General features: G+C 44.2%; 21 protein-coding genes and 1 pseudogene. 18 read left to right on the top strand and 4 right to left on the bottom strand.

Annotated elements, in window-relative coordinates; translation table 11 throughout:
• A complete protein-coding gene (locus JMX70_RS01575; protein WP_201589008.1) occupies positions 1-783 on the top strand; it encodes an SDR family NAD(P)-dependent oxidoreductase in 783 nt (260 codons plus the stop codon).
• 218 nt (positions 784-1,001) lie between these two features.
• Positions 1,002-1,766, top strand: coding sequence for an SDR family oxidoreductase (locus tag JMX70_RS01580; RefSeq protein ID WP_265089115.1), 765 nt, complete (start codon positions 1,002-1,004; stop codon positions 1,764-1,766).
• 119 nt (positions 1,767-1,885) lie between these two features.
• On the opposite strand, the gene uvrA is transcribed toward JMX70_RS01580, so the two are convergent.
• A complete protein-coding gene (gene uvrA, locus JMX70_RS01585) occupies positions 1,886-4,483 on the bottom strand; it encodes an excinuclease ABC subunit UvrA (RefSeq protein WP_201589014.1) in 2,598 nt (865 codons plus the stop codon).
• 330 nt (positions 4,484-4,813) lie between these two features.
• Between uvrA and arfB the strand changes: the two genes are divergently transcribed.
• Entirely contained in the window at positions 4,814-5,227 is a 414-nt protein-coding gene (gene arfB / locus JMX70_RS01590; protein ID WP_201589017.1) for an alternative ribosome rescue aminoacyl-tRNA hydrolase ArfB, read from the top strand.
• A gap of 89 nt (positions 5,228-5,316) precedes the next feature.
• Here the strand turns inward: arfB and JMX70_RS01595 are convergent, their stop codons facing one another.
• Entirely contained in the window at positions 5,317-6,516 is a 1,200-nt protein-coding gene (locus JMX70_RS01595; RefSeq protein WP_201565330.1) for a sugar transporter, read from the bottom strand.
• Positions 6,517-6,839: 323 nt separating this feature from the next.
• On the opposite strand from JMX70_RS01595, the pseudogene JMX70_RS01600 reads away from it, so the two are divergent.
• The 11 genes and pseudogenes from JMX70_RS01600 (at position 6,840) to JMX70_RS01650 (ending at position 20,101) form a co-directional block, all read left to right on the top strand.
• Positions 6,840-7,568: pseudogene (locus JMX70_RS01600) on the top strand (cupin domain-containing protein).
• Positions 7,569-8,029: 461 nt separating this feature from the next.
• Positions 8,030-8,605, top strand: coding sequence for a TetR/AcrR family transcriptional regulator (locus JMX70_RS01605; protein ID WP_201589021.1), 576 nt, complete (start codon positions 8,030-8,032; stop codon positions 8,603-8,605).
• Between the two features lie 111 nt (positions 8,606-8,716).
• The gene (gene betB, locus JMX70_RS01610) at positions 8,717-10,231 is read left to right on the top strand and encodes a betaine-aldehyde dehydrogenase (RefSeq protein ID WP_227671122.1); all 1,515 of its coding nucleotides are present in this window, start codon (positions 8,717-8,719) and stop codon (positions 10,229-10,231) included.
• 118 nt (positions 10,232-10,349) lie between these two features.
• The gene (betA, locus tag JMX70_RS01615) at positions 10,350-12,050 is read left to right on the top strand and encodes a choline dehydrogenase (protein ID WP_201589024.1); all 1,701 of its coding nucleotides are present in this window, start codon (positions 10,350-10,352) and stop codon (positions 12,048-12,050) included.
• A 330-nt stretch (positions 12,051-12,380) separates the two neighbouring features.
• Positions 12,381-14,426, top strand: a complete 2,046-nt coding sequence (gene betT / locus JMX70_RS01620; RefSeq protein ID WP_201589027.1) for a choline BCCT transporter BetT — start codon at positions 12,381-12,383, stop codon at positions 14,424-14,426.
• Positions 14,427-15,192: 766 nt separating this feature from the next.
• The gene (locus JMX70_RS01625) at positions 15,193-16,107 is read left to right on the top strand and encodes a hypothetical protein (RefSeq protein WP_201589030.1); all 915 of its coding nucleotides are present in this window, start codon (positions 15,193-15,195) and stop codon (positions 16,105-16,107) included.
• 57 nt (positions 16,108-16,164) lie between these two features.
• Positions 16,165-16,749 (top strand): alpha/beta hydrolase, encoded by a 585-nt coding sequence (locus JMX70_RS01630; protein ID WP_201589033.1) that lies wholly within the window; start codon positions 16,165-16,167, stop codon positions 16,747-16,749.
• A gap of 281 nt (positions 16,750-17,030) precedes the next feature.
• Complete coding sequence (locus JMX70_RS01635; RefSeq protein WP_201589036.1) at positions 17,031-17,666, top strand: hypothetical protein; 636 nt, start codon at positions 17,031-17,033, stop codon at positions 17,664-17,666.
• Between the two features lie 260 nt (positions 17,667-17,926).
• Complete coding sequence (locus tag JMX70_RS01640) at positions 17,927-18,601, top strand: glutathione S-transferase (RefSeq protein ID WP_201589039.1); 675 nt, start codon at positions 17,927-17,929, stop codon at positions 18,599-18,601.
• A gap of 40 nt (positions 18,602-18,641) precedes the next feature.
• A complete protein-coding gene (gene tehB, locus JMX70_RS01645) occupies positions 18,642-19,208 on the top strand; it encodes a tellurite resistance methyltransferase TehB (protein WP_201589041.1) in 567 nt (188 codons plus the stop codon).
• A 212-nt stretch (positions 19,209-19,420) separates the two neighbouring features.
• On the top strand, positions 19,421-20,101 hold the full coding sequence (locus JMX70_RS01650) for a DUF421 domain-containing protein (RefSeq protein WP_201589043.1): 681 nt from the start codon (positions 19,421-19,423) through the stop codon (positions 20,099-20,101).
• Here JMX70_RS01650 and JMX70_RS01655 read toward each other — a convergent pair.
• Positions 20,098-20,574 (bottom strand): CinA family protein, encoded by a 477-nt coding sequence (locus tag JMX70_RS01655; RefSeq protein ID WP_201589045.1) that lies wholly within the window; start codon positions 20,572-20,574, stop codon positions 20,098-20,100. The two genes, JMX70_RS01650 and JMX70_RS01655, sit on opposite strands and share 4 nt — an antisense overlap.
• 348 nt (positions 20,575-20,922) lie before the next feature.
• On the opposite strand from JMX70_RS01655, the gene JMX70_RS01660 reads away from it, so the two are divergent.
• Positions 20,923-21,312, top strand: coding sequence for an MgtC/SapB family protein (locus JMX70_RS01660; RefSeq protein ID WP_227671153.1), 390 nt, complete (start codon positions 20,923-20,925; stop codon positions 21,310-21,312).
• A 141-nt stretch (positions 21,313-21,453) separates the two neighbouring features.
• Here the strand turns inward: JMX70_RS01660 and JMX70_RS01665 are convergent, their stop codons facing one another.
• A complete protein-coding gene (locus JMX70_RS01665; protein ID WP_201589047.1) occupies positions 21,454-21,867 on the bottom strand; it encodes a hypothetical protein in 414 nt (137 codons plus the stop codon).
• Between the two features lie 232 nt (positions 21,868-22,099).
• Here JMX70_RS01665 and JMX70_RS01670 point away from each other — a divergent pair, with 232 nt between their 5' ends.
• The 3 genes from JMX70_RS01670 (at position 22,100) to hglS (ending at position 26,198) form a co-directional block, all read left to right on the top strand.
• Positions 22,100-23,056: a LysR substrate-binding domain-containing protein gene (locus JMX70_RS01670; protein WP_201589049.1), complete on the top strand. Its 957-nt coding sequence runs from the start codon at positions 22,100-22,102 to the stop codon at positions 23,054-23,056.
• A 290-nt stretch (positions 23,057-23,346) separates the two neighbouring features.
• Entirely contained in the window at positions 23,347-24,618 is a 1,272-nt protein-coding gene (locus tag JMX70_RS01675) for a 2-aminoadipate transaminase (RefSeq protein ID WP_201589051.1), read from the top strand.
• Positions 24,619-24,770: 152 nt separating this feature from the next.
• Complete coding sequence (gene hglS, locus JMX70_RS01680; RefSeq protein ID WP_406947862.1) at positions 24,771-26,198, top strand: 2-oxoadipate dioxygenase/decarboxylase HglS; 1,428 nt, start codon at positions 24,771-24,773, stop codon at positions 26,196-26,198.
• Positions 26,199-26,275: the final 77 nt, after the last annotated feature.

The raw sequence follows: 26,275 nt of genomic DNA on the forward strand, positions 1-26,275 counted from the left end.
ATGACATTGAATACAAATGGAATTGCATCAGACGTCACTGGTAAACGTATTTTAATCACCGGCGGTGCGTCTGGTATTGGTGCGGCAAGTGCGCTACTGCTCGCCAGTCGCGGTGCGAAAGTGGTGATTGGCGATTTGGCAGAAGCGCTTGGGGAGGCGGTTGCTCAGCAAGGGCAAGCCGCGGGCAATAGTATCGTCTTTAAAAAGGTTGACGTGAGTAGTGGTGATGAAGTGCGAGCGCTATTTGCCTTTGCCATGGAAAAGCTTGGTGGTCTTGATGTGGTGATAAATAATGCCGGTATCGACCATAAACCGGCACCGATGCATGAGCTAAGTGACGATGATTTTGACCGTAATATCGCGGTTAATCTAAAAGGCGTCTGGCATTGTATGCGCGCTGCTGTTACTTGTATGGCGCCCAATGGCGGCGGTCATGTGATTAATGTGGCCTCCATTGCTGGTTTGCGTTCAGCACCACTGCTGACAGCTTATAGCGCCGCCAAGCATGGCGTCATGGGGCTGACCAAGTCTGCTGCCCATGAATATGCACGCGTCAATATCCGCTTTAATGCGGTATGTCCAAGCTTTATCGATACACCAATGGTGCGTAATACCATGGCGAAAATGGACGAGCGTGCCCAGCAAGCAACCATCAAAGCCAGCCCAATGCGGCGTTTGGGTGAAGTTGATGAAGTATCTGGCGCGATTGCTTGGCTGGCGAGTGATGAAAGCAGCTTTATGAATGGTCATGCCTTTACCCTTGATGGTGGCATGTTGGCTTAATATTTTTATGACAATCCCAAAAATATGATTAGCGGTGTCAAACTCGCTTAGCCTACGAATTGTAGTACTTGCACTCGTTTTCCTTGCTACTCAAATTTTTGGAAATGTCGATAATCTCTTAAAAAAGTTAATAAATTTTGTAGAGCTGATAGTGACCTTGCTCAGCTCTGCTACACATTTAAAATGTATAAATAATATATTCAAAAATATAAGGAATAATGATGAAAGATTTATTTGATTTAACGGGTAAGATTGCTTTGGTTACGGGTGCGAGCCGCGGTATTGGCGAATCTATCGCCCGCTTATTGGCGTCAAGAGGCGCGCATGTGATTGTCTCTAGCCGTAAGATTGATGCTTGCCAAGCGGTCGCTGATAGCATCATCGCTGATGGTCATAAAGCCAGTGCCTTTGCTTGTCATGTGGGCGATATGGATCAGATTGAGGCGATTTTTGAGCACATCAAAAATGAGTTTGGGCAAATTGATATCTTGGTCAATAACGCCGCGGCAAACCCTTACTACGGGCATATCTTAGATACGGATTTAGCGGCTTTTGATAAGACCGTTGAAGTCAACATTCGCGGTTATTTCTTTATGTCGACGGCTGCCGGCAAAATGATGCGCGAGCAGGGCGGCGGGGTGATTTTAAACACCGCATCGGTCAACGGCTTGGTCGCGGGTGACAAGCAAGGCATCTATTCAATCACTAAAGCGGCTGTCATCAGTATGACTAAAGCCTTTGCTAAAGAATGTGGCCCACTAAATATTCGCGTTAATGCGTTATTACCGGGTCTGACCGATACCAAATTTGCCTCAGCATTGACTACCAATGATAAAGTCTTAAAAATGGCGTTACATGCCATTCCGTTAGGGCGTGTGGCTAACCCTGACGAGATGGCGGGCACGGTATTGTACCTAGTGTCTGACGCCTCAAGTTATACCACGGGTGCGACCGTGGTCGTCGATGGCGGTATGCTTGCTTAGTTAGCAATGTATTTTTAAAAAACCGATGTTTAAAAATAGAAAACCGCATGACTTTAATAGTAATGCGGTTTTTTTATACTGATATTTTTATTAAGTTATTTTTATATTCTATATCAATACTAAGTCAATAAAAAAGGCGCGGTATGACTCTCTTTGGATTTCGCTACCTCTTTAGGCGTGCCCGCGGCGACAATAAGACCACCTTCATCGCCAGCACCCGGGCCCATATCGATAATCCAATCGCTGTTGCTAGCAACTTGCATATCGTGCTCAACCATAATCACTGTATTACCGGTTGCGACCAGCCCATTTAACTGTGCCATCAGCATCGCGACATCAGAAGGGTGTAAGCCAGTCGTTGGTTCATCGAGCACATACAGCGTATCGCCGCGCTGGGTACGCTGCAGTTCGGTAGCAAGTTTGATACGCTGTGCTTCGCCACCAGACAACTCGGTCGCTGGTTGCCCAAGTCTTAGGTAGCCAAGCCCAACTTTTAGCAAGGCATCTAAGGCGCGCATTATTGGGGCATCATCAACGAAAAATTCAGAAGCCGCTTCGACCGTCAAATCGAGCACTTCAGCGATGTTTTTACCTTGATAAGTAATTTCTAAGGTTTCGTCATTGTAGCGCTGACCATGGCACACTTGGCAAGGCGAGTAAACACTCGGCAGAAATAGCAGCTCAACGCTGACAAAACCGACGCCTTCGCAATTTGAGCAACGTCCTTTTTTAACGTTAAATGAAAAACGTCCGGCATCATAGTGCCTTGCTTTGGCTTCTTTGGTGGCAGCAAATAACTTGCGCACATGGTCAAACAGTCCAGTATAAGTGGCCAGATTTGAGCGTGGTGTGCGCCCGATGGCTTTTTGGTCAACGGTGACTAAGCGCTTGATGTGCTCCATACCACTGACTATCTCTCCGCCCATTGGTGTTTCTTGTTCTTGCTCCAGTAAAGCCGCTTCATCGGTGGGGGCTTCAATTACGGTTTTTTGCCCTAGCGCATTGTAGACCAGTTCAACCAACGCTTGACTGACCAAACTCGATTTCCCCGAACCTGAAACCCCCGTCACTGTGGTTAATTCCCCTAAAGGGAATGCCACGTCTAGCCCTTGTAGATTATTACGTTCGATATTGGCAAGTTTTAGCCAATGATTAGGTTGTCTTGGCTGCTGTCTTGTTAATTGATGGGCTTTTGGTTGCTGGGTTTTTGATTTTTTATTTTTGGAATCCCCATTAAAAAGATATTGTCCAGTATAAGAATCGGAGATATCTTGCAAGCCTGTGACAGGGCCGCTATAGATGATTTCACCGCCATGACTGCCCGCTTTTGGTCCGACATCGACGATCCAATCGGCGTGGCGAATGACGCTGACATCATGCTCGACAATGAATAATGAATTACCCGCCGCTACCAGTTCATCTAGAGCGCCTAATAGCGCCTGTGTATCGGCAGGATGCAGGCCAGCGGACGGTTCATCGAGCACATAAACCACGCCAAATAGTTTAGAGCGAATTTGGGTGCCAAGTCTTAGGCGCTGTAGCTCACCGGGCGATAAGGTAGGCGTGGTGCGTTCAAGTGATAAGTAACCTAGCCCAAGTCTGGTTAACGCTTCTACACGCGATAAAATGTCGCTGGCAATACGCTTGGCGACGATGGCTTTTTCACGATCGGGCATATCATCGCTGAGTTTTTTATTGGCAGCGTCGTGAAGTTTAAGCGCCAGTTCAGTTAAGGTTAATTGTGATAACTCGCCAATATCAAGCCCTGCAAATTTAACCGACAGCGACTCTTGTTTTAACTTTTTGCCATGGCAGCTTGGACATTCTGAAATTTGCATAAACTGCGCCACGCGTTTTTTGGTACGTGGACTTTGAGTGGTGGTAAAAGAGTGCAAAACGAAATTTTTTGCGCTGGCATAGGTGCCCTTATAATTGGGCTTTTCACCTTTTTTGATTGCTTCGCGTACTTGCTCGAGATTGTACTCCGGATAAACCGGCACTTCTGGGGTTTCATCGGTAAATAAAATCCAATCGCGGGTTTCCTTGGATAACGTGTTCCAAGGTTTGTCGATATCGTAGCCCAGTGTGGTCAATATCCGGCTCAGATTTTGCCCTTGCCACGCTGGTGGCCAAGCAGCAATGGCGCGTTCTCGAATGGTTTTCGTTTTGTCAGGTACGAGCAAATCTTCTGTGACCTCAAACACGCGGCCAATACCTGAGCAAGTAGGGCAAGCACCTTCTGGCGTATTTGGTGAAAAGGCATCGGCATACAGTATGTCTTGCCCAACAGGATATTCGCCCGCTCGCGAGTACAGCATACGTAGACCATTTGAAATTGTCGTCACGCTACCAACCGATGAACGTACCGACGGCGTACCGCGCTGCTGTTGCAGGGCGACGGCGGGCGGTAAGCCTTCTATCGAATCGACATCAGGCTCGCCAACTTGGTCAATCAAGCGCCGCGCATAGGGCGATACCGAATCAAGGTAGCGGCGTTGCGACTCAGCAAACAAGGTACCAAATGCCAGTGACGATTTGCCTGAGCCTGATATGCCAGTAAAAACAACCAGTGCATTACGCGGTAAATCTACATCGACATTTTTGAGATTGTGCACCCGCGCGCCCCTGACCTGAATGCTTTGTGCAGCGGTAAGGTTGTGATTTTTGGTAGAAGTGTTAGATTTTTTATGATTAGATTTCTTATTATTGGTTGTCATACAACGCTTATTCCTTTGACTAAAATCGGCTTGTTAACGCTTTGATTCAACAATACCCTATCTGTTTGATACTGTGTTCTTTTAATATCGTATCTGCTTAAAGTCATCCTACCACCTTAAAATCAAAACCCTGCGCAGGCTTACGCTTTATAGACAGAGGATAGACACAGCAACGTCAAACGATAACATTTATAAGGTTTACCCTATAAATTGCAGATTATAGAGGTTAAGAAATACGGCGTTTTGACCGCCATGAAGCGGGCAAGTGGCGTGTTAACTGGGAATGCTTTATCATTAACCTTATCTATCAATCATTTATAAAAGTATTTTATGATTTTTATCAGCAATACCATCAGCCTGAATGACAGCGAAGTAGAGATTAGCGCCATACGTGCGCAAGGGGCAGGTGGGCAGAACGTTAATAAAGTCTCTTCTGCGATTCATTTGCGTTTTGATATTCATGCCTCAAGCTTGAGCGATGTCATTAAGCAGCGCTTATTGGACAGTAAAGACAGCCGAATCACCAAAGAAGGTGTGCTTATTATTAAAGCGCAGCAGTTTCGTACCCAAGAACGCAATCGAATTGATGCGCTTGAGCGGCTGCAAAGCTTTATTATAAAAGCCACCCATGTCAATAAAACCCGCAAAGCGACCAAACCTAGCAGAAATGCCAAACGTAAACGCGTCGATCAAAAAACCCAGCGCGGTAAGACCAAAGCGTTACGCGGTAAAGTGGATTTTTAAATAAACGGCTTACTCGGTTTTTTAATTAACCAAACAGCAAAATGCCAGCCCATTTAATTGGCTGGCATTTTTTACTATCAAATTTTTAGCTAACCAAGTCTTCTACTTAATTCAGGAAAGCGCTTTATCATAAATAACATCAAGAGCAGCGACACACTGGCGATAGCGGCACCAACATAGCCGACGCTTGATATTGAAATATGCGTTACGGCATAACCACCAAACAGCGCACCGGCGCCAATGCCTAAATTAATAATCCCTGAGAACATCGACATCAGCATGTCTTGCGCTGTGACATCGACCATGATGACTTTGGCTTGCATGGAGATAATCAGCAGCATCAGCGCCGCGCCCCACAGTAACGCAATGAAACTCAGCGCCCAGATAGAGGTCACGGCAAACAATAGCACCAGCATAGATATCAGCATTAATATGATCGATATCAGCATCAATCTGGTATTAAAACGATCACCCCAACGGCTGAATATCACACTGCCGGCAATCCCTGCCACCCCAAATAATAGCAAGACAACAGTCGCGGCGTTTTCACTAATAGCGCCAACCTGCCGCATAAAGGGTTCGATATAAGAATAAGCGGTATAGTGAGCGGTAAAGACCAGTAAAATAAGCAGATACAAACAGACCAATAAGGGGTTTTTGAGCAATTCTGGGATTTTTCTAAACGAGCCTTCAAACATACTTGGTAGCGTGGGCAATAGCCTTGCTTGTAGGATAAAGACGATAAAAGCAATCACCCCAATACCGCCAAAGGTCGCCCGCCAGCCAAACCATTGACCGACCAAGCGCCCTAGTGGCACGCCTAGCACCATCGCCAATGAAGTACCGGTCGCAAGTACACTAAGTGCCAGTGCTTTTTTGCCTTCTGGTGCTACGCGTATCGCAATCGCTGCGGTGATGGACCAAAATATCGCGTGTGATAGCGCAATACCAACACGGCTAATCAGCAATACATCAAAGCTCCAAGCAAATACGGACAATACATGACTGGCAATAAATACCACAAACAAGCCCAAAAGTAAGCTTTTACGCTCAAAGCGGCTGGTGAGCAGCATCAATGGCAATGACATGGCCGCGACAATCCACGCATACAGCGTCAACATCCAGCCGGTCTCAGCCGTAGTGATGGAAAAATCTTGGGCGATGTCACTTAATAGGGCAACGGGGACAAATTCGGTAGTATTCATAATAAAAGCGCTGACGCCCATCAAAAATACTTGGAAATACTGAGTTCGGCGAGCATTTGCGCTCACCTCAAGGTTATGTTTCATATGATCCAATACAAATAAAGAAGGCGCTAATACAGCAAAGTGGCTTAACAATCACTCATTAGCTTAATAAGATGGCAAAGATACGTCGTAGTGACAGAAAGAAGGAGAGCAAGATACCAAGTCAGAAGCAGCAGTTAAAGTAATTTTTTGATAATTAGCAAGAATCTTGGCAGGATTGTTCAGGTTAAGCATTTATGCGCTATAAACTTACTTTGAACCGCGTAAATACGATTTTTTAATAATAAGAACAGTGTCTTGTTTGTCAGCCGCTGTAAATCAGGGGATAATCTACAGCATTAAATCTAATCTCGAGAAACTATTTTATGCTGATTAATGCAGATTTTACTCGCCGTGCTGCATTGGCACCCGAACACTATCAATGGGTGCCATCACCGCAAAACGGCGTCGAGCGTGTCATGCTCGACCGCGTCGGCGCAGAAAAAGCCCGTGCCACCAGTATCGTGCGCTATGCGCCTGAGTCCTATTTTTAGCATCATATGCATCCGGGCGGCGAAGAGATTTTGGTGCTGTCGGGGACTTTTTCGGCAGATAATATCGACTATCCAGCAGGTTGGTACTTACGCAATCCAACAAACTCTGGCCATCAGCCGTATAGTAAAGAAGGCGCAGTCATTTTCGTCAAACTTTGGCAAATGCTAGCCACCGAAACACGTTATGTCGCTATCGATACTAACGATTGGGCAAACTGGCAAATACAGGACAATCGTGAGGTCTGTCAGTTATTCTCAGATGACAGCGAACAGGTCAGCTTACAGCGTTTAAAGGCCAATGAAGCCCTATTTACCGACACAGTATTTATAAACGCAATATTTACCGACACAATCAAAGGCGGCGCTGAGATACTGGTGCTAGATGGTGAGCTGATAGATGCTGAGCTAGCAGATAATGCTAAAACCTATACTCGCGGTGGCTGGCTACGTTTGCCAGTGGATGCACTACCGCAAATAAAAGCAGGCGTGCACGGTGCTACGGTTTATCTCAAAACTGGTCACCTGTCTAAAGTCATTGGCGCTAAAGTAGAAGAAAAATAGTACGCAAACGTAGCTTTAGCAATTATTAATAGTGACTTTAATGGTTTATAGGCTACTGCCTCACTATAAAAAAGGCGTCAGAACTATTTTTCTGAAAAATAGATTTGACGCCATTTACATATAATTAGCTATAAAATACCCCACTCTCAACTTATTTTTCTAAGGTATTGATTTACTTAGTTTTTAAAATTTCAGTTAAAACAATTAGAATTTTAAATTCTATAAAAATCAAAAGCCTACGATAAGTTGAGATTGGCGTATAAAATATAGAAAGTTATTAAAATAATGTTCTGTAACTCCTCAGTACATACTCGCCCTTCACATTGCTGCTTTATTTCTATAAAATACCAACCGTACGGTTTCTTTGAAAGAAACTATTTTTTCTTCTATATTAATAAAACATATTCTTTTAAAGCCCAAATTATTTTTAGTTAAACTGACGCGCTAATATCGAGATAAAAATGGAAACTCAAAACGCTCACAAACGTAAAAAACAGCCAGAGCTTATACGGCGGGCGCTGCTTGATGAAGCAGCGCGCATCACTTTGGAGCAGGGCTTGTCTAAAGTGACCTTCCAATCGGTAGCCGATGCCGTCGGCGTGACCAAAGGCGGGGTGATGCATCATTTTGCCACCAAGGACGCGCTCATCTTAGAGGTGTTTTATGACGCGATGGCTAAGTTTGAGGCGGAAGTCAATCAAGCGATGGCAAAAGATCCGGTCAGCTACGGCTCGTTTACCCGCGCTTATATCGATGCCACCATCAGTTTGGGCGAAAAAGGTCAAGCCGAGTTTAATAGCCAAGCCACGCTATATGTCTTGATGCTAGGAGATAGGATGCTGCGCGAACGCTGGGCTGAATGGTCAAACGAGCAGCTAAAAAAACACGCTGCCACGGACAATACCGAAACGCTATGTATGGTGCGTCTGGTTGCTGATGGAATTTGGCTCTCTGACTTTTCGGGTATCGATATTTCGGATAAAGCTTCATTGCGCACGCGCTTGATAAAAATGACGCAGCAAGACTTTGACGCTTAAAAATGCATACAAACCACTTTTATTTTTCACCTTTAATCCATAACGACATTATTTTTAAGACTTTATAAAAAACTTTTTTATAAAGCGAACCCGTCGCCCTAAGGAAAACTTATGACAGCTACTAAGACAACCATAAATAATTTACAAGACATTATTGATTTCACACAAACACAAACCGCTTATATCAACGGTCGTTATTTGGCGGTCGATGAATCATTAGCGACCTTTGAAGATATCAATCCGGCGACAGGTGAAGTGTTAGCTATTATTCAACAAACGACGACTGAGCAAATCGATGAGGCGGTAAAAGCCGCGCAACAAGGTCAAAAAGTGTGGGCAGCGATGACAGCGGTTGAGCGCGGCCGGATTTTATTAAACGCAGTTGCGATATTGCGCGAGCGTAATGATGTGCTGGCATTGCTCGAAACCAAAGACACGGGTAAAGCGCTTTCTGAGACCAAGTATGTCGATATCGTCACTGGTGCTGATGTCGTTGAGTATTATGCGGGTCTTGCACCAATGTTAGAGGGTCGTCAGATTCCGCTACGTGATAGCAGTTTTGTTTATACCCGCCGTGAGCCACTCGGCGTGGTCGCTGGTATCGGCGCGTGGAATTATCCGATTCAGATTGCGATGTGGAAGGCAGCGCCAGCATTGGCTGCTGGTAATGCGATGATTTTTAAACCCTCAGAAGTCACACCGTTAACGGCACTAAAACTGGCAGAAATCTTCACCGAAGCAGGCTTACCAGACGGCGTCTTTAACGTCGTGCAAGGGGATTATAAAGTTGGCGAAGCATTAACCCAGCATCCTGATATCGCCAAAGTCTCATTCACAGGCGGCGTACCAACAGGTAAAAAAGTCATGGCAAGCGCCGCATCATCATCGCTTAAAGACGTAACCTTGGAGCTTGGTGGTAAGTCGCCACTGATTATATTTGAAGACGCTGACATAGATACCGCTGCTGACATCGCCATGATGGCGAACTTTTATAGTACTGGTCAGGTCTGTACCAATGGCACGCGCGTCTTTATCCCAAAAGCGCTACAAGCTAAGTTTGAAGAGGCAATCTTGACGCGTGTTAAGCGTATCAAGCTCGGCAATCCGCTGGACGAGAGCATCAATATGGGGCCATTGGTTAGCTTCCCGCATATGGAGCGAGTGCTTGGTTATATCGAGCAAGGTAAAGCGGGCGGTGCGCGTTTATTGGTGGGCGGCGAACGTATCACGGCAGGCGAGCTTGCCAATGGGGCATTCGTTGCACCGACCGTGTTTAGCGATTGCAGCGATGATATGACCATCGTACGTGAGGAAATATTTGGTCCAGTCATGTCGATATTGACTTATGAGAGCGAAGAAGAAGTGATTCGCCGTGCCAATGATACCGAGTACGGTTTGGCAGCAGGAGTGGTAACTGCTGATTTGACCCGCGCGCATCGCGTAATTGCGCAGATACAGGCTGGTATTTGCTGGTTAAATACCTGGGGCGAGTCGCCTGCGCAAATGCCAGTTGGCGGTTATAAGCATTCTGGTATCGGCCGCGAAAATGGCATCGAAGCCCTTGAGCATTATACGCAGACCAAATCTATCCAAGTAGAGCTTGGCAAGTTTGAATCGGTATTTTAAACAGCTGTACGGTAAAAATTTTTAAACAGTAAAGTTAAGGCTTGAGGACTCATTTTTCCTTTTCGCGCCGCCTTACTGCTATGAAATGATGGATATTTTTAATTTTATGGAGCGTTTTATGACATCAACCACACCTGAATATGACTACATCATCGTCGGCGCAGGCTCAGCAGGCAACGTGCTAGCCACCCGCTTGACCGAAGATGCCAACATTAAGGTGTTGCTGTTAGAGGCGGGTCGTCCAGACCATCGCCTAGACTTTCGCACCCAGATGCCAGCGGCGCTCGCGATGCCGCTACAAGGCACCACGTATAACTGGGGCTACAAAACCGATCCCGAGCCATATATGAATAACCGCGTCATGGACTGTGGACGCGGTAAAGGGCTTGGCGGCTCGTCACTCATCAATGGGATGTGCTATATCCGTGGTAACGCGCTAGATTTTGATGATTGGGCGAAAATCAAAGGCTTAGAGGACTGGACGTATCTTGACTGCTTACCCTATTTTAAAAAGTCAGAAAACTGCGATGCAGGCGAAAATGACTATCATGGCGTCGGTGGTCCAGTTGAAATGACCACCTCAAAACCTGGCGTCAATCCGCTGTTTGAGGCCATGATTGAAGCGGGCGTGCAAGCTGGCTATCCGCGTACAGAGGATCTAAACGGCTATCAGCAAGAAGGCTTTGGGCCAATGGATCGCTTTGTAACCCCTAATGGTCGCCGTGCTTCTACCGCGCGTGGTTATCTTGACCGTGCCAAACCACGTAGCAATATTACCATTTTGACCGGTGCCTTGACTGACGTGATTCTCTTTGATGGTAAGCGTGCGGTCGGTGTCAAAGTCGCGCACCAAGGTCAAACCAAAAAATTCTACGCCGCTCGTGAAGTGATTGTTTCATCGGGTGCGATTGCATCGCCGCAGTTATTGCAGCGTTCAGGGATTGGTCCTGGTCAATGGCTTAAAGACTTAGATATTAACGAGATTTTAGAGCTGCCGGGCGTCGGTAATAACCTACAAGACCATCTAGAGCTGTATATGCAGTATGAATGTAAGCTGCCCGTCTCAATTGCCCCTGCCAATAAATGGTGGAATAAACCTGCGATTGGTGCTGAATGGTTATTCAATGGCACAGGACTTGGCGCGTCAAATCAGTTCGAAGGCGGCGGCTTTATCCGTACTGATGAAAAATTTACCCATCCTAATATTCAGTATCATTTCTTGCCGCTAGCGGTGCGTTACGATGGCCGCAGCGCGGTGAAATCTCATAGCTTCCAAGCACACGTCGGCTCATTGCGCTCGCCGAGTCGCGGCCGCGTCAAACTGACCTCGAAAGACCCCAGCGCGCATCCGAGTATCTTATTTAACTATATGTCGCATGAGCAAGACTGGCAAGAGTTCCGCGCGGCGATGCGTATCACTCGTGAGATTATGCATCAGCCAGCGCTTGACCCGTATCGCGGCCGCGCCATTGCGCCAACTGATGATCTGGTGACCGATGCGCAGTTGGATGAGTATGTTCGCAACCATAGCGAGACGGCTTATCATCCCTCATGTACCTGTGCGATGGGCGAAGGCAATGATTCGGTGGTCAATGGCGAAGGGCTGGTACACGGTATCGATGGCTTGCGCGTCGTCGATGCGTCGATTATGCCAAATATCATCAGTGGTAATTTGAACGCAACCACCATTATGCTCGCTGAAAAAATCGTTGATAAGATGAAAGGCAAGCAATTACCACGTTCAACAGCAGATTATTACGTTGCCAATGGCGCACCGCTCAGAGCCGAACCGCTGCGCGTTTATAACTCTGTCGTTTAAACGCCTTTTTAAATGAATGCCTAAACGAGTATTTAGGCAACTGCGTGAACTAATAAACAATAAGTAATATAAGTCCATTTCTATCAAAAGGCCTTTCGTAGTAAAGGTCTTTTTTATCAGCGCTTATGTTTATAGAGATGAAAACCATTGAGGTTAAATTTACTTAGCATTCGCGTCGCTGTTTTTCTAATCGTTTATCTTTCAGTTTTTATTAATTGGTACTGCTTTGTGCGTCATGCGGTTATTTATACCTTATGAGTTTAAGATTCATAAGACTATGACGGACAAAGCAATATCAGACCCTGTTTCATTTACCTATTGAGGTCTTTTATGTACAGCTCGCCATCAGAAGATGCGACGAAACCCCTGACTCTAAATAAGACGGTTTTTTTAGGTTCAGCTATTATTTCTATTTTATTGATTATCTGGACGATTGCCTTGCCAGATTATAGTGAGGCATTATTAAGCGCCAGTATGGCATGGGTATCAGAGAGTTTTGGCTGGTATTATATGCTGGTGGTTGCCGCTTATAGTATTTTCGCTTTGTTTGTTGGTTTTTCCAAATACGGCGATATCAAGCTGGGACAAGATCACGAAAAAGCTCAGTTTCCTTTTTTAGCATGGGCGGCGATGCTATTCTCCGCCGGTATCGGGATTGATTTATTATTCTTTGGTGCCTCTGAGCCGTTGATGCATTATCTCACGCCGCATACGGGCTTAGAGCCTGCCAGTGCTGAAGCGATGCGTGAAGCGCTGTCGCAAACCTTTTTACACTGGGGTCTTCATGGTTGGGGTATTTATGCGCTCATTGGTATGGCATTGGCGTACTTTGCGTATCGTAAAAACATGCCACTCGCGCTACGTTCACCGCTGACCCCTATCTTTGGTGAGCGCTTAATCAAAGGCTGGCTTGGTGATGGTATTGATACCTTTGGCGTTGTCTGTACACTGATGGGTATTGCCACCAGTTTAGGTATTGGGGTATTGCAGGCCAACGCAGGCTTAACTCATGTATTCGGTATCGAATCTAGCAAAATGGTGCAGAGCCTGATTATCTTAGGCGTGGTTATTGCTGCCGCTATTTCTGCCATGACCGGCGTTGAAAAAGGCGTGCGCCGTTTATCCGAATTTAATATGTTGTCGTCGATATTGCTACTATTGGCCATATTGGTGCTAGGTAATACGGTTTATTTGCTCAATACCTTTACCCAAAATATTGGGCAATATTTCCAAACGATTATTTTTAAAACCTTTGATGTCTATGCTTATGATGGCAGCGCTGGCGCTGATTGGAAGTCAGGTTGGACGATATTTTTCTGGGCATGGTGGGTCGCTTGGGCGCCCTTTGTCGGTTTGTTTATCGCGCGTATTAGCCGCGGTCGCACTTTGCGTGAGTTTGTCTTTGGCGTGATGTTTATCCCGCTTGGTTTTATTTTTGCGTGGTTCTCCATCTTTGGTAATTCAGCGATAGATTTGGTTGCCAATGGTGCCACCGAACTTGGTGAAATCGCCGTTAATGATGCTGCTATGGGTATGTTTGCCTTGTTTGAATACTTCCCCTATAGCGATGTTTTTTCATTGGCAGGTGTGGTAATTGGCCTGATATTTTTTGTGACGTCTGCTGACTCAGGCGCTTTAGTCCTCGCGAACCTAAGCTCAAGAGGTATGACTAATGATACTGACGCACCTGTTTGGTTACGCCTATTTTGGGCGGCAGCCACGGGCTTGATTACTTTAGGCTTACTGTTTGCGGGTGGTTTTGCCTCGCTACAATCAGTCTCTGTAATTGCCGGTTTACCGTTCTCTCTTATTTTAGTACTTTACATGATGGCTATGTGGAAGTCATTAAAAGAAGAGGGTAATAAGCGCAAAGCCAGTACCGTTGGCACGGCAAACGTGCTCGATAGTGGTAAAGGTTGGAAGGCGCGCTTGCAACGTATCGTCAGTTTCCCAAGCCATAAACAAGTCGAACGCTTTTTACAAACGGTGGTTAAGCCTGCCATGATTGAAGTTGAAAAAGAGCTAAAAGCAGGCGGTCTTAAAACCTCACTGGATATCCGAAATTTGGCCAGTATTGGTAAAAATATCGATGCTGCAACCGACGAAGATGACGGTCAGATAGATGGGGTAAAACTGCGCGTCGGGCATGGTGATGAAGATGACTTTATATATGAAGTCAATCTAATCAAAGCTGAGCGACCAAACTTTACCCTTAATACTTCCAGTAAGCAGGCCGAGTTTTATTACCGTGCTGAGGTGTTTTTAAGTGATGGCTCGCAAGAGTATGACTTGGTTGGTTACACCAAAGAGCAAGTGCTGGTCGATATCTTGCATCAGTACGAATGTCATATGCAGTATCTGCATTTAGAACGTTAATTCATTTATTAAATCATTCATCAAACGCCAGTATATGGCTTGCTAGATTTTAGATATCTGATTCACAATTTGGCAAAAGATAACCCCATAAGTTGCATTCAGCTTATGGGGTTTTTATATATAAATTGGTTCAATAAATAATAAGCTTAATGATAAATTTAGTGATAAATCTAGTAATAAGTGATTGGGCGACAGTAGTTGTCGCACAGCTTTTTTAGCCTCTTTATTTTTATAAGGTTTTATATTATAGTTATTGAGTCAGGCAAAAATAACATGGCAAACAGTTAACCCTCGGGGCGCAACGCTTCACTTTTTAACTGAGTTGTTTTTAGCAAGCATTTTAATAATGTCCTTTGAACAGTATTTTTTAAACAGTATTATTTTCGTTTACTCCTAAACCACTTCGCCTGTACAAATCCAAACCTAAACCCCAAAAAACATATTGATTGATAATCAGAAAGACTAAACAGAGAACGCTCGTTAATTTTAACTTTGTAAGACTAATAACGATAAAAAAAGCAGCTTCATGATAATGACCAGCTACGGCTAAACAATTAGAAAAAACACCGAATCCTACATTCTCAAACCGATTAACTTACTTAACTTTATATCTAATAACGTCATTCGATAAAATGGCGAATAGACTTGGCTGGCTTAAAATTGCGCTTAATAAACCCCAAGAAATAAGAAAACAGTATGAAAAACAATACGAAAAATACTGCAACGAACAAACTAAAATCAAAATCAAAATAATAAGGATATGACGATGACAAATTTAACGTATCAATTTGAGCAAAAACGCATAGACAATGTGCAGTGGTCGGATGGCGCAAAACTGTCTGGAATAACGGCACTGGCGAATGATGAGAAAGAGCGGGTACGAAACAGCCCATTGTTTTATCTTGAGACAGTTTCGATAAATAATTATGAAGATGATGTGTATTTTGTCAATAATACCGATGATACCTTGAGCTTTGTCGCGCCGTTTAGGCTGTGCCGAAACATAAATGATGCAAGAGCTAAGCTTGGTGATGTCAGTGCTGAGAACGTAGAAAAAGTAAAGCTTTATAGCGATGATATAGACCGTTTATACACGGATGTTTTACCCAAGCAAGGGGTGCGTATTGGCAGTATGCATATCATTTATGATAGCGATGCGTTGATGCAATGGTTTATCAATGTGCCTTATAAGGGCGTTAATACGCATTATGGCATTTGGTGCTTTAACGTGGTCAAGAAGGGCGGTATTGGCGGATCTTATCCATTGCTTTTGCAGGACTTTAGTAAGCCCTCAAACGTGGTGGGTGCTGATTGTTTGACTGAGCGCGATGAGATGCCGATAGAGCCTTTACTCTATGACGAGCGCTGCTCGATGTTAGAACAATTTATCGAACAGTATGGCGTGGCTGAGGCTATATTTATCTTGGCTATTAATGATGTGCTTTATCGCTATTGTGTGGGCTGGAGTGCGCCCTACAATGAGTCGGATATTCAGGCAAAAGATATTGCGCGTAAATTAACAGAGCAAAAGCCAAAAGATACTAAGGCGGTAAAAGCCATTGTCCAAGCCGTTTACGATTTTTGGTTTAACAAAGGTTTTGCAAAAAATATCTCAATGCCGGCTTGTGAGGAGATTTTGAGTTTATACCAAGCGCAGATTGCCAATCAAAAAGCGGTTTAAATAACAGACCAGATTAATAACAATAAATCTAAAGAATAATGATAAAAGGAGAGAGCTATGATGTTTCCTATCGAAAATAACGAGACGTTTTTATTGTTTTTTCATGGTCTTGATTCAAGTAATGAAACCAGTAAATACACTTGTATCACACGGGAGCCGAAATATTGTCAAACGGTCAATTACCGCGAAAATTTTGCAGAAATATTTGAAATTTACGATGATCTAATTCGTGAGAAAATGGCACAGTATCCACGCGTGGTGCTGGCAGGGCATTCGCTTGGCGCTTGGTTTGCCAATCATTTCGCCCATAAATATAACTTACGCGCGCTCTTGATTGCGCCTTGTATTTATCCAAGTGACGTTTTGGCGGACCGTATTCCGGCAGTGGCCGATATGAAATTGTCGTTTCCGACCTCAAATACTGAGATGATGCGAGTGATGGTAGAAGTCGACGATGAAAGCTTGGATGTGGCGGTCGCTAGGCGAACTTTGGTTAATCTGCCGGATAGCTGGGAAGTCGATTATTTTGACGGCGGTCATCACCGTATCGCTCGCAGTAGTGATATTTGGTATCACTTGGTACATCTGTGTGAAGACCCTATCGTTTGGATGGATGAGGCGACGTATCATGGTGAAGATTAGGATATTTGCTGATTAAAAAGAAGTCATGATCGCGTATTTATTTTCTATGGGCTGATGTGCTATCATCATTGGATAAACTATCGTGGGTTTAACAGTTTTGTCCTCGTCATTTATTGCAAATCATCAAGATTGCGATTGATAGCGGCGTACAAACCTTGCAACTTCCAGCACGATATAAAACAATCCTGGTAAAGCGCATGAGCCTGTACTCCGACATCCTCATTTGTGCCTGATTTTATACTTTTTCGTCGGAGTGATAGGAATATAAGGTCTTCATCATCATGAGCCAATCTGCCCAACCATCCAAATTTACCCGCCGTTTTCAGCCGTGCCATCCTCTCGCACAGTACGTCATCGCGCAAATAGATACGTTAGAATATCGCGCGCAATATATTGTCAAAACTATGGGTTACCCTTTAAAGCATACCATGCCTGCTTGCGAGCGCCTGCGTCATGTGCTGTCCAATAAGCATCTTGGCCTTGATGGCAGCTATATGGATAAATACTTTAGCGCCGAAGAGTTCTTAGCCAAGCTATTTTTGGTACTCGATTTGCCTTATGAGCCATTTGCAGAAGATATCGCCCAGATTAAGGACGAGATAGCACAGGGTTCTGTGCCGCAGCCTTGCTATCGTTTATACGCCGATGTTGATTTTAAGTTTGATGACAACGCCAATTGGTTGTCTCGTTGGGGCGCTGCACTTTGGACTCAGGTAGATTTGCCGAGCGGATTTGACAAACTGGATGAAACGGCGCGTAAAAGTATTATTAAAGAGCGTATCTGCACGCATTATCAAGAGTGTGGGTCTAACGTGCCGTACGATGGCACTATAAAAGGCTATCGCTTGATTATGGAGCTGCAAGATAAAGAATTCGAGAGAATCGAGTATGACTTACCAAAATCTAAAAGTGTGTAATAGCCTAAGCAAAATTAAAATCATAATTTCAAAAAACTATCCTTACATTGCTTTAAATTAAATGTCATATTAAAAATCATCTTAAACATAAGCCTCTCTATCCTTTTATGATAGCGAGGCTTTTTTGTATTAAGTAAAACTTTTTAAGATTGAAGCCTACCATTGAAGGCAAGTGTGGTCATTGTTATGATAAGCCAAGCTATACATAATAACTTTTAAGCCTAAAACGATAAAGATTAATCAAACTGCGAAACACGTCTATGACTCCCTCGACTTCCCTTTATCCTCGTCTGTACTCTTTTCGTCGCTGTCCTTATGCCATGCGCGCCCGTCTTGGGTTGTTGTTTGCGGGGCTGCAGGTCGAGCTGCGCGAGATAACATTAAAAAATAAGCCGCCGCAAATGCTCGCGATTAGCCCCAAAGGTACGGTGCCTGTGCTGCAGCTTTTAAATGGCACAGTGATTGAGGAGAGTAGAGAGATAATAATTTGGGCGCTTGAACAGCAAGATGCGCAAGGGTTGCTTGCTGCCCAGACTCTGCCACAAGCAAATGCGCTGATTGATAAAAACGACAATGAGTTTAAATATTGGCTCGATCGTTATAAATACGCCGACCGTCATCTCGATATGAGCCAAGCAGAGTATCGACAACGAGGTGAAGCTTTTTTACAGATTTTAGAGGAGTTATTAATCAAAAATCCTTATTTGCTAGGGGAGCGCATAACCATCGCCGATATCGGTATCATGCCATTTGTGCGTCAATTTGCGCATGTGAATCGTAAGGTTTTTTACGATTTACCTTACCCAAGTTTGCAGCGCTGGCTACAAGACTGGCTCTGCCATCCGCTTTTTTTGCAAGCGATGACTAAGTTTGCGCCCTGGCAAGAAAAAGATGACGTGGTGGTTTTTCCTGCCGCTTTCATCGAGCGTCATTAGTGCTATGATAAAATCTCTCAATTACATATAAGAGGTTGCCATGACCGTTGATCTCAATAGACGCTATGGCTTGAATCCTGCTCATAGTGAAGTCGTAGAAGCGTGTCAAATTGTTGAGCCGTGCGATGCGCTCGATATGGGCTGCTCAAATGGGCGCAATGCTTTATATCTTAGCCAACTTGGGTTTAACGTGACGGCGATAGATGTCAATCCTAGCGCTATCAATATGCTACAAGACATTGTTGAACAAGAAGGACTTACAAACCTCAAAGCCGAAGTGTACGATATCAATCGTGCCAGCCTTGATGCCGATTATGGTTTTATCAGCTGTACGGTGACCCTGATGTTTCTTGACCCCGCGCGCGTTGACGCTGTCATTGCCGATATGCAGGCGCATACGCTGGCTGGTGGTTATAATTTGGTTGTGTGCGCTATGAACACTCAAGCCTACTCATGTCCCGTTAATTTTCCATTTACCTTAGACGAAGGACAATTACGCGACATGTATCAGGGCTGGGAGTTGATTAAATATAATGAAGACGTCGGCACGATGCATAACGGCGTGCAATTACAGTTTGCCACCATGTTGGCACGTAAGACCAGTTAGACAATAAATCTTAATCAGATCACATTAATCATACTATTAATTTAAAAGGTTGTTTGCGCTATATTTACCATAGCGTTAGCAGCCTTTTTTAATTAAAAATTTCACAAGCATATACAGCAATAACAAACGCGCTATACAGCGGAGCAGTCGTTTTTTTAATATACTCATACTTAGAGAAATAACACGATAAAAAAGAATAATGGAAAAATAACATGGATTGGTTCAGTATTTTTATTTATGACACCACCTGGTCTTTTGCGGCAGAAATTGCCATACGTACTATCATCATGTTTTGCCTGATTATTTTATTATTACGCTTTACGGGCAAACGCGGCATCCGCCAACTCTCTATTTTTGAATTAACCATTATTTTGTCATTGGGCTCTATCGCAGGCGACCCGATGTTTACAGAAGATTTGCCGCTGATTCAAGCAGTGCTTATTATGAGTATTGTCTTGCTACTTTATCGGTTTTTTACTTGGTGCTCGACAAGGTACAAAATTTTTGAGCTTATCTTAGAAGGTAAGCCGACTTGTATTGTCGAGGATGGTTTATTGGTCTTAGAGGACGTCAAAAAGGGCAAAATGTCGCACGATGAGTTCTTTTCAGAAATGCGCCAAAAAGGCGTGCGTCATTTAGGCCAAGTTCAAGTAGGGTTGCTCGAAACAGATGGTGATTTTAGCGTGTTGTTGTTTGAGCCTGAGAAAACGCAGTATGGACTGCCTATTTTTCCGCAAGAATTTAAAAAGGCAACAGTATTAGAAAATAGTCATCCCTATGCTTGCATGCACTGCGGTTATGTACAATATATCGAAGTGGCAAATGAGAGGTGCAAGCGTTGTCAGCACTCCAAAGGATGGGCGAAAGCGCTCAAAACCAAGTTTGTAAATTAAGCAGTATGACTGGTGACCACCTCAATAATACTTTTGCAAATAAGGCTGTTTATACTGCGTAGCTTTTGCTCAGGAGCGCCGTGGCACAGGCTGCGAAAATCATAAATCTCGCCTTGATAGCCGATACAATAAAAAAACGTGCCGACGGGTTTTTCTTCGGTTTCAGAGCCGCCAGGCTTTAACAGTCCCGTACAGGCAACATGTAAGTCGGCCTCAAACATTTTTTTGGCTTTGATGACCAGCTCACGCGTCACTTCTAACGACTCAGGCGTACAGTCCTCAATTAATTGGCTAGGTACTTTTAATACCTGCTTTTTTATCGAAACGTCATAACATACTAGGCTTCCCATCAATACATCACCAGAATATGGACTGACAGAAAAGCGATGCGCTAAGTAGCCCGCGGTCGCGCTTTCAATAAAGACCACCGTCAGTCCTTTATCAGCGAGTAATTTTGCACAACTATCGGTCACGCCTGCCTCCTTTTCTTTATTAAAGCTCGTAAAATAAAAACAACCACTATTCACTTAAAATATTACAGTACTTTGCTCGTAACTATTCAATTTATGGATTGATGAATTTGCGTAACTATTATTTAAAACTTACCTTTCTTCACTAAATGTTATTTAGCTTTAGGATTAGTTCTTGTAATATCTTTATATAGTATAAAATATTTGATAGGAAATCGGTTTTTAGCTTAGTCTGAAGAGACTGGGTTTTAAATAAGATTGATGACCCTTTAAACGGACTTTTAGGCGATAGTTATGTTTGTATTTGATATCAGTATGAAGATTTTAACCTACCACGCCTTTTAGCTTGGCATTGCTTTTATACTGTCACTACCGATTGCCCTTAATCGTGAGCTTGAAGACAATGGTGCGGGACTCAGAACCTTTCCTTTGGTGACGATTACGATTGCCTCGTGCGCTTTTATGTTGGTAGGTATGGATATTTATCAAGGCTCGGACGCAGAAGCTCGTATCATGTACGGCATCATAACTGGTATGGGTTTTATTGGTGGTGGGGCTATTTTTAAAAACGAGAATGGGGCAAAAGGCACGGCAACCGCCGCTGGGCTATGGAATACAGCGGCAATTGGTATCTCGGTCGCCTATGGGCGCTATGAAATTGCCATTATCCTATCAGTCGTTGGATTTATCATTTTGCAATTCTCCAAACCCTTTAAGCCAAAGCATAGGCGCAAAGATTGATAATTAAGCTATTTAATATGATTGGATAAAAGATATTAGACATAAAATAAGCGAGAACCATGATGGTCTCGCTTATTTTATGTCTCTGTTGCTGTGCGGTTTATTTATTGCGTATAGCGATGCGGTTTGCCAAGCCCAAATTTATTGCACGCCCTCTGCCGGTGTTTGATCGAGGTTTGGATTGTTTTCATTAACAACCACAGCATCAACGCCTTTTTCTTCATCTTCTGTACCATCTACGCCAGAATAATAGGTTTGATCTCCATCATTCTCGGTCGCGTCAGTAGAGGTGGCGGTAGTGTCTGTAGAAGTGGTCGCCGTGGTGGTCGAGGTTTCGTTGTCTGTCGTAGTGGCTACAGGCGCCATTTCGTCAGCTTGCGTATCGGTAGACTGGATGTTGTCATTGGTCGTGGTCATGTCGGCAGTGTCAGGCTCTGTACTAACATCCGTTGCATCTTCTCTTTCATTGCTACAAGCGCTAAGCCCAATCACACTGGCTAATAAGGCTATCCATAGTTTGTTTTGAAGCTTTTTAGGCGTTACCGATGTTTTCATTTTTATATCCTTGTTATTGTTTTTGATTGTCTGCTTATAATAAGATTTAGCCAGTTTAGAGGTTTATTCCTATGTCCCTGATAATTAAAATACCTGACAATTCAGCTGACAGTATGCCTAAATATAATAAATAAACTTAAAAAACTCAGGTGAATAAAGGTAAAGGTTTGTCAATCTGTGTATCATATATTCTTTAAAATAATTTATAAGTAACCAAAAGAAAAAATACATTATGAAACCCGATAATAAAACCCCACTTGCTTTTAGAAGGTATCCTTCGACCACGGCGCTGCAATGTTTTGAGACGGCGGCGCGGCATTTAAGCTTTACCAACGCGGCGCAAGAGATGCACATGACGCAAAGCGCTATCAGTAAACAAGTCGCGCAGCTTGAAGAAATGCTGAATCTGTCACTGTTCTATCGCACCCCGCATCGTATCTCTTTAACGCCGGCTGGGAAGACTTACTACTTAGAAGTGCTTGAAATCCTCAAACATATTGAGGCGGCGACTACTAGTCTGATGTCAAACAGCGATAATTCAGAAGTACTGAAAATCGTCTCGCATCCAACTTTTTGCTCGCGCTGGCTGATGCCTGCATTAAACGGCTTTGGGGCAGCAAATCCACTGATTAATTTAACCATCAAAGAGCTGGCGGGGCCGTTTTTTTCTGAAGATCAAAACGTTGATGTGGCGTTTTTATATGGTGATGGGATTTGGGGCGGCATGGAGTCGATTAAGTTGTTTGATGAGTATAATGTCGCCGTCTGTCATCCGGATTATTTAACAGACAAAGCCGTATGCATGGGTGATATAGGCAATATAGATAATTGCACGTTATTACAACTCAGCTCACGTCCTAGCGCTTGGTATGAATATTTTAGACAGCAGGATATTCGTATCGATGGTACCTTTGTCGGCCCGCGCTTTGACACCTTTCATACGACTATTTCGGCGGCACTACTCGGCTATGGTATTGCACTGGTGCCACTGCGTTTGGTTGCGCCAGAGCTACAATCAGGTGCCTTGGTGACGGCATGGCGTTATGCTTCAAAAGGTAGGGGTGCTTATTATATGTCTTACCCTTTAGCCATGGGCAACTCGCATAAAATAAAGGTCATTGTAGAGTGGATTTCAGCTTATCTTGCTAAGTCAAAGGAGCCTACGCCAGACTTAGATTTTATCTTCTAATGTAAAACAGATTGGAACTTTTTAACTACGAAAGTCTTAACTACGAACCTTTTAACCCTTTAGGTATTAACAAGGTTAAAAGACAAAATTTGCAAAAGCAAAGTTTGAAAAGTACCGTTTGAAAAGATAGCAACGCACCGGCCTTGAGCCGGTTTTTTTATCAATGTTAAATATGGTAATAATAAGCATGGCAATGACAAAAAGGAATAGCGTCACAACTATTATTCGTTTGCTGATAGTGGAGCAGTTTGCTCAAATGACTCTCTCATCAAGGAAGATAAGAGACCACCATGGAGCAGCTATACAACGTCACCGATGCCTTTACGATGGTGCATCCGCTGACATTAACCAAAGGTAAAAATGCCAACGTTTGGGACGATAAAGACCGTTGCTATATTGATTTTGTCGGCGGTATTGGGGTCTTAAACCTTGGTCATTGCCATCCTCATATCGTCAGCGCGATTATCACTCAAGCGCAGTCGCTGATTCATTATGCTTATAACGCCGCGGCTCACTTGCCATACCAAACCTTTATGCCAAGACTGTGTGAATGGATTCCTATTAAAGGTGAGCTTGCAGGCATGCTCACCAACTGCGGCGCAGAGGCCACCGAAAATGCCATAAAAATCACTCGCATGAAGACTGGGCGCACTGGTGTGATTACCTTTGATGGTGGTTTTCATGGGCGTACACTGGCGGCGGTTAATTTAAATGGTAAGGTCGCGCCTTATAAGCGCGGGCTAGGGCCATTGTCCGGCGGCGTCTACCATATTCCTTTTCCCAGTCCTGATAACGATATCAGCGATCAGCAGGCGATCGCGGCTTTAGAGCGTCTATTTGCGGTGGAGACTGATGTAGCTAATATCGGTGCCATTATCGTCGAGCCGGTTCAAGGTGAGGGCGGTTTTCAGCTGCTGTCAGCGACGTTTGCCCAATATTTACGCAGCTTTTGTGATGAGCATGGCATCTTACTCATCATGGATGAGATTCAGTCGGGGTATGGACGCACAGGTACGCCTTTTGCCTTTACGCATTTAGGCATTGAGCCTGACCTGCTATTGCTCGGTAAAAGTATCGCCGCCGGCTTGCCACTTGGGGCTGTAGTCGGCAAAGCTGGCGTGATGAATGGTCTGCCAAAAGGGAGCTTGGGCGGGACCTATTCAGGTAATCCAGTGGCGTGTGCGGCGGCAAATGCTACTTTGGATATCATGCAAGACGAGGAGGTCTGGCAATCAGCTCAGCATTATGCCAACACCATTGAAAATACTGTCAATGAATGGCAGCAGCAAAACCTCTCTGCATGGCTATATGGGCTTACAGGAGTTGGCGCGATGCGCGGTATCGAGCTGCGTCATCCAACTTATGGCACGCATCCAAGTGTGATGGCGCATGTCTTAAAACAAGCGCGCGAGCAGGGCTTGCTGTTGATGCCAAGTGGTAAGCATCGACATATTATTCGCTTATTGCCGCCGCTGACGATTGAGCCTGAAACCCTAACAGCGGGTCTTAATATTTTAAAAGGCGTGCTAAGCAGTATTCCTAATGAAATGCCAAAGCTATAGTGTCTGTGAGCTGCTGAGAGTTTTTGTGAGTTACTGAGAGTTTCTGAGACGACTGTTTTTATCTAAAAAAATACCTTAATTAAAAAGGATACATACTTGTGAACCCTACCTTTATCAATAGTGATGATGTTCGCCACAATTTTTCTATCGCCATGTCAGAGATGTACCAAAAAGAAGTGCCGTTATATGGTGACCTCATCGATTTGGTGAGCGAAGTAAATACCGAAGTATTAAATAAGCAGCCTGAAATTAGGGAGCAACTTGAGCACACCGGAGAGATTGATAGGCTAAATATGGAGCGCCACGGTGCGATTAGATTAGGCACCGCCGCTGAGCTAAGCATGATGCGCAGGCTGTTTGCGGTGATGGGCATGTACCCCGTTGGTTACTATGATTTGGCGCCCGCTGGCGTGCCTGTGCATTCTACGGCGTTTCGAGCGCTTGAGACATCCTCTTTAAATAAAAGTCCCTTTCGCGTTTTTACTTCTCTATTGCGCCTTGATTTGATTGATGATGAAGCATTAAAACAAGAAGCGATAGCTGCTTTGGATAAGCGCAAAATATTTACAGATGATGTTATTAGCTTGATTGAGCGCTTTGAGGAGCAGGGCGGGTTGACGGCGGAAGACGCTAAGCAATTTGTCAAAGAAGCATTAGAAACCTTTCGCTGGCATGACAATACGTCCGTGTCTAAAGGGCTTTATCAGCAACTATTAAGCCAACACGGTCTTATCGCCGACGTCGTGGGTTTTAAAGGCCCGCACATCAATCATTTGACCCCTCGAACCTTAGATATCGATGCGGTACAAGCTGGTATGCAGGCAAAAGGTATTCCGCCAAAAGCCATTATAGAAGGGCCACCGAGACGGAGATGCCCTATTTTATTGCGTCAGACAAGTTTTAAAGCGTTAGAAGAAGCGGTTAGCTTTAAAAATCCTAACGGCGGCTATGAAACGGGTCATCATACTGCGCGCTTTGGTGAGATTGAGCAGCGCGGCGTGGCTTTAACGTCCAAAGGCAGAGCGCTTTATGACAAGCTGCTTAGCCAAGCTCGCCGCCAGTTAGCTGTGACGCCAAATGCCGATAACGCCTCAGAGTATTATCAGATTTTAGAAAGTGCATTTGCAGCGTTCCCTCATGATTATCAAACGCTGCATGATGAAGGTTTGGCGTATTTTTACTATCAAGCGGTCGATAGCGATACAGATAACGCGCCAACGCTAGACTCTATAGACGTAGAAAACGTAAATGACTCTTTATCAAAGCAAGTGGTTACTGATTTGCTTGAGCAAGGAATGATTCGCCTAGAACCTATCGTTTATGAGGATTTTTTACCTGTCAGTGCGGCGGGGATTTTTCAGTCCAATCTGCATGACGACAGCACAAACGACAATGAAAACGATAATGAAAACGGCGGCAAACAAAGTAAGGGTGAAGTTCATACTAATAAAGAAGCGTTTGAGAATGCTTTGGGCGCTCAGGTTTACGATGAGCTAGCGCTTTATCAAACGCTGCAAGCGCAAAGTCTCAAAGCGTGTTTGGCGAAACTAAATAGTAAAGCTTTAAATGGTGTTATCTAAAGCAGTGATAGATAATTGAAACTATTAATGAGCATTCCAAAAAGGAATGGCAGTACGAAATTAATTATTTTGCAACT

The organism is Psychrobacter pulmonis, assembly GCF_904846465.1.
Classification (GTDB): domain Bacteria; phylum Pseudomonadota; class Gammaproteobacteria; order Pseudomonadales; family Moraxellaceae; genus Psychrobacter; species Psychrobacter faecalis.

Excerpts from the sequence above, each read along its gene's own strand:
- JMX70_RS01575 (WP_201589008.1), top strand. The coding sequence starts at position 1 with ATGACATTGAATACAAATGGAATTGCATCAGACGTCACTGGTAAACGT.
- JMX70_RS01580 (WP_265089115.1), top strand. The coding sequence starts at position 1,002 with ATGATGAAAGATTTATTTGATTTAACGGGTAAGATTGCTTTGGTTACG.
- uvrA (WP_201589014.1), bottom strand. The coding sequence starts at position 4,483 with ATGACAACCAATAATAAGAAATCTAATCATAAAAAATCTAACACTTCT.
- arfB (WP_201589017.1), top strand. The coding sequence starts at position 4,814 with ATGATTTTTATCAGCAATACCATCAGCCTGAATGACAGCGAAGTAGAG.
- JMX70_RS01595 (WP_201565330.1), bottom strand. The coding sequence starts at position 6,516 with ATGAAACATAACCTTGAGGTGAGCGCAAATGCTCGCCGAACTCAGTAT.
- JMX70_RS01605 (WP_201589021.1), top strand. The coding sequence starts at position 8,030 with ATGGAAACTCAAAACGCTCACAAACGTAAAAAACAGCCAGAGCTTATA.
- betB (WP_227671122.1), top strand. The coding sequence starts at position 8,717 with ATGACAGCTACTAAGACAACCATAAATAATTTACAAGACATTATTGAT.
- betA (WP_201589024.1), top strand. The coding sequence starts at position 10,350 with ATGACATCAACCACACCTGAATATGACTACATCATCGTCGGCGCAGGC.
- betT (WP_201589027.1), top strand. The coding sequence starts at position 12,381 with ATGTACAGCTCGCCATCAGAAGATGCGACGAAACCCCTGACTCTAAAT.
- JMX70_RS01625 (WP_201589030.1), top strand. The coding sequence starts at position 15,193 with ATGACAAATTTAACGTATCAATTTGAGCAAAAACGCATAGACAATGTG.
- JMX70_RS01630 (WP_201589033.1), top strand. The coding sequence starts at position 16,165 with ATGATGTTTCCTATCGAAAATAACGAGACGTTTTTATTGTTTTTTCAT.
- JMX70_RS01635 (WP_201589036.1), top strand. The coding sequence starts at position 17,031 with ATGAGCCAATCTGCCCAACCATCCAAATTTACCCGCCGTTTTCAGCCG.
- JMX70_RS01640 (WP_201589039.1), top strand. The coding sequence starts at position 17,927 with ATGACTCCCTCGACTTCCCTTTATCCTCGTCTGTACTCTTTTCGTCGC.
- tehB (WP_201589041.1), top strand. The coding sequence starts at position 18,642 with ATGACCGTTGATCTCAATAGACGCTATGGCTTGAATCCTGCTCATAGT.
- JMX70_RS01650 (WP_201589043.1), top strand. The coding sequence starts at position 19,421 with ATGGATTGGTTCAGTATTTTTATTTATGACACCACCTGGTCTTTTGCG.
- JMX70_RS01665 (WP_201589047.1), bottom strand. The coding sequence starts at position 21,867 with ATGAAAACATCGGTAACGCCTAAAAAGCTTCAAAACAAACTATGGATA.
- JMX70_RS01670 (WP_201589049.1), top strand. The coding sequence starts at position 22,100 with ATGAAACCCGATAATAAAACCCCACTTGCTTTTAGAAGGTATCCTTCG.
- JMX70_RS01675 (WP_201589051.1), top strand. The coding sequence starts at position 23,347 with ATGGAGCAGCTATACAACGTCACCGATGCCTTTACGATGGTGCATCCG.
- hglS (WP_406947862.1), top strand. The coding sequence starts at position 24,771 with ATGTCAGAGATGTACCAAAAAGAAGTGCCGTTATATGGTGACCTCATC.